This window comes from Bacteroidota bacterium (genome assembly GCA_034723125.1).
GTDB lineage: Bacteria > Bacteroidota > Bacteroidia > CAILMK01 > JAAYUY01 > JAYEOP01.
On the sequence record JAYEOP010000141.1, the window covers coordinates 1 to 4,022 of the forward strand.

The 4,022-nt window shown below is 31.0% G+C and carries 5 protein-coding genes; 1 reads left to right on the plus strand and 4 read right to left on the minus strand.

Features of this window, described 5'->3' with window-relative positions; all coding sequences use genetic code 11:
• The coding region (locus U9R42_04210) for a gliding motility-associated C-terminal domain-containing protein (GenBank protein ID MEA3495220.1) at positions 1-182 on the plus strand (182 nt) is incomplete at its 5' end.
• Positions 183-354: 172 nt separating this feature from the next.
• On the opposite strand, the gene U9R42_04215 is transcribed toward U9R42_04210, so the two are convergent.
• Genes U9R42_04215 through U9R42_04230 form a run of 4 tightly spaced genes read right to left on the minus strand, consistent with a single transcriptional unit; the run spans position 355 to position 3,570 of the window.
• Positions 355-1,137, minus strand: coding sequence for a hypothetical protein (locus U9R42_04215; protein MEA3495221.1), 783 nt, complete (start codon positions 1,135-1,137; stop codon positions 355-357).
• Positions 1,134-2,000, minus strand: a complete 867-nt coding sequence (locus tag U9R42_04220; GenBank protein MEA3495222.1) for a hypothetical protein — start codon at positions 1,998-2,000, stop codon at positions 1,134-1,136. Before U9R42_04220 ends, U9R42_04215 begins: the two co-directional genes overlap by 4 nt.
• A gap of 5 nt (positions 2,001-2,005) precedes the next feature.
• Entirely contained in the window at positions 2,006-2,779 is a 774-nt protein-coding gene (locus U9R42_04225) for a hypothetical protein (protein ID MEA3495223.1), read from the minus strand.
• Positions 2,776-3,570 carry a hypothetical protein gene (locus U9R42_04230; GenBank protein ID MEA3495224.1) on the minus strand — a complete coding sequence of 265 codons (795 nt, stop codon included), beginning with the start codon at positions 3,568-3,570 and terminating at the stop codon, positions 2,776-2,778. Before U9R42_04230 ends, U9R42_04225 begins: the two co-directional genes overlap by 4 nt.
• Between the last annotated feature and the right edge of the window lie 452 nt (positions 3,571-4,022).

Sequence of the window (4,022 nt, forward strand, 5' to 3'; positions counted from 1 at the left end):
ACATAAAAATTTACAACCGTTGGGGCGAGCAAGTTTTTGAAAGCAACGATATTCACGATTCATGGGATGGAAAATACAAAGGAAAAGTCTGTCCGGTAGGAGCGTATTATTATCAAATTTACGCTAAGGGAACTATGGGGAAAAAGGAGAGTTTTAAGGGGAGTGTTATTATTTTGAGGTAAAGTGAGAGGTGAGAGGTGAGATAATTTAACGGATCTATCCTCCAATCGAAACCACCTGTAATATAAGGGTCTGTTGTTGTTGTTCTAAGTGGGCAGGGAACATTATTCGTTTGTGAAAAAGATTGAAAGAGAATAAATTGTATAATTAAGATTATTATAATATTTTTCATATTTATTTTGTTTTATATCCGATAAATGTTGTATTTATTTTATCAGAATGATTATAATCCTTATAAGAATAATTAATTGTTATCATTTTTAAATTATTATTATAATAACCCCAACCTACTACATTATGTGTTTTTCCTGAGCCTTTTAAATAAAAATTTGACCATCCGGGAAAAATTTTTACACAGTGATATAACTCCCCCCAAGGTTTATATATAGGTGAATTTCCATCAGGGAGGTTTATAATATGATAAACAACCCCATTGATTGGGTAATGATGGTAAGAATTGCTATCAATAGTTATCGTAAATTTAGTATCTGAATTATTAATATTATACCCGTGATACTTACCCACATAATTTAAATTATCTTTTTCTATAAGGTAAATTGTTTTATAAGATGTATCAATTCCATCATCTTTTGGGAAACAATCTTTGAACGGCTTTTTGAAAACAATTAGCCGGATTGTAATATTTTCGTAAGCTTCATCAAAAGTCAGGTAAAATGATTTTTCGGTAATTGTATCAGAATGTTCTCCCACTTTCCACAAACAACTATCAACATTATTATCTTTTACACTAAACCTGATAGTACTTTCTTTAATAAAAGTATCTTCCTCAAAATATGTCATTGCACCCCAAATACTGAAAACCTTTTCGGTAATAAAATCAGCATTTGTGGGTTCTAATGATTTACACGGATTATTATCGTCATCATCACAGCAATTATTTAAAAGCAGTGAAAATGATGAGATAGTTAGTATAGTTAAAAGATATTTTAATTTCATTTTATTTTCAATTTGATTTCATCCATTTCTTCATCACTGGAAATGACGCCATTAATTGCAATCTCAAGATTACCTGTATTTGAAAAGGCAGGAATTATCTCAAATTGAGTTTGGCTTCCACAAGTGCATGGATCATAAGCTATTAAGAAATCAGCATGTAACCAGCATGGATAAGCTGCTTCCGGAATATGATTGGGAACTTTTAGAAAAATTTCTGATTTGTCAAAATTGTCTAATGAATTTGCAGGACTATTATGAAAAGATAAAGCACCTGTTATTTTGTCATTCCCATCTTTATTAAGTCTTAAGGAAATTGCACCACCATTGCTACTGGGATTCTGTGTTAAATAAATAAAAACGCGTAATATGCCTGTATATTTGTTATATAAAATAAGACAGGGATTTAACGAGTGTGTTCCAAAATTTGACAGGTTGCCAAAATTTATTCTTTTTATCAACTCCCAACCATCTTCAGGATTATAGTCCTTCAGAATAGTTGATGCAAATTCGTGTACATTATTATGTACAAAAGCATAAAAAGGGGAATACATAGGACCTTCCATAGAATTCCCTGCATTATTTGTATAATTAAAATAATAATACTCCGTTCTCCAATCCCAGTTACAAGTTTTAAGGTTGTTGTATTGGTCATAGGATTCACTATGGGTTTTCAGGTTGGCAAGCTGTGCTGGGTCAGCAGGGTTCATGTTATAATCCGGTGGTCGCAAAATTGCAGGCACACATCCATTGTTGTCAGGATTTGTTACGGCATTTTTTAATGGGCATAGTGTATATGGTGGATTTGTCTGGCAGAATACGTTTAAGCTGATAATAAAAAATAATAAAATTATATATGTTTTCATTTTGTTTAATTTATTTTTTTACCGATAAATTTATCATGAGAAATTATCCAGTTGTTGCCTGAAACCCATTCTTCAATATAAAATTCAATTGTTAAATTAATCTTGTCTTTTGACATTACACCATGTGCTCTTATAGGATGCATGCAAGGATATGGTGGAATCCAGAAATAGAATTCATTATAAGAATGTTCAAATTGAAAATCAATAATTGTGTCACTACAATAATTGAAAAAATTGTAAATCCGAAATCTTGATCCGTTTTTATATAATGAATCAATTTTTATTTCAAAAATGCTGTCAGGTTTTGATTCAACATATCCTCTGAAATTGCCAACATAAGGAGCATCTTTATAGTCGATTATCACAATTTGTTTTGTAAATGTATCATACCGGCTGTTTTTTGATGAAAAACAATCTTCCAAAATATCTTTCTCAACCATACAAGTGATTTTGACAGGCCCATAAGGTTTGTCAAACACAAGAAAAAGATTATCACCTTCAAATATTCGGGGATCAAAACCCACCTTCCATGTACACTTCTTAATGACTTTATCTACAGTATTAAAAGTAATTCCTGATGTAAAAAAGGTGTCACATTCAATCATTCTTGTTTCATAATTCCATGATTCAAATTTAAAACCTGCAAGATCATAAGCCTTAAATTCAGCATTTGCAACTTTGGCATTGTTACATGGGTCATCTTCATCATCACAAGAGCTAAAAAAAAGCAGTGAAAATGATGAGATAGTTAGTATAGTTAAAAGATATTTTAATTTCATTTTATTTTCAATTTGATTTCATCCAGTTGTTTTTTTATTTCTTTGTTTTCCTTTTTCAACTCAATCAGATATAAAGTTAACTCTTCAATTTTTTTCAATAATACAGCATCCATTTCACCCAAATCCAAACCATTTTCTTTTACTTCACTTGCAGAAGGTACACCAGGTAAATGCTTGTTTAAAGAAATGAATTTTTCAACATCAAATAATGATGGGAGTTTATAATCTTTATCAAACACAAAATCCGACCAATTTGTTTGATCGCGTACAACTATTTTTTGAGATGCTATAACTCCATTTACCATAAGTTTTGCATCCCAATATTGTGTGGGATGATGAATATATTCGTTTCCAATAATTACTGCACCATTACCTAATACACGGAAAACAAAATTGTCTTCTGCAAAAAGATCAGATGATTCTGAGTTTGTTTCAATTTGGAAAAGTGCACGGTTGTTACCATTAAATCCACCTTTAAGTCTTAATATTTTAGCATAACCTCGTCCGTTAAATATAAATTGGTTCCAATCATTATCATCTGTTGGATTGTGTAAAATGTCAAAATAATTTGATGTTGAATAACTATTGCTTAAGTTACCAATTTCAAAATCTCCGGTTCGTTGAATTTGGTCAATTGACGTAGCTGAAGATGGTAACCATTGTTGTGAGTTTGCAAAAAAACTTAAAAAAAGCAATAAAATGAATAAATAATATTTTGCTTTTAGAAAAAATGATAATCTATTACAGATTGATGAACAATTACTTATAAAAAAAAGGGGGAGTAAAATCATAAATTTTCATACACTTATTTTTTAATTATGTTTTATCAAAGGGTACAAAAGTATATAAAACTTTTAATAATTCCAATTTTTTTTTAAAAATAATCTAAAGTATATATTTTGCGAATAAACAAATAAACAGTCCACAGTCTTCAGTCCGCAGTCGGCAGTCAAGAACAGTCGGCAGTCAACAGTCGGCAGTCAACAGTCGGCAGTCAACAGTTCGCAGTTAAGTTCCTAATAAACAAATCACCAAATCACCAAATCAACAGATAAACAAATAAACAATTCTTTCATCAGATTGCCACAGTCATCCTTCCTTCGCAATGACGGTATGTTGGAGCTTTCAATTAAAGAAGTCAGCAGTCCACAGTCTTCAGTCCACAGTCAAATTTCAAATAAACAAATCACCAAATAAACAATTCTTACAACAACCCATAAGGTCGTCATTGTGAGGGAGGTAC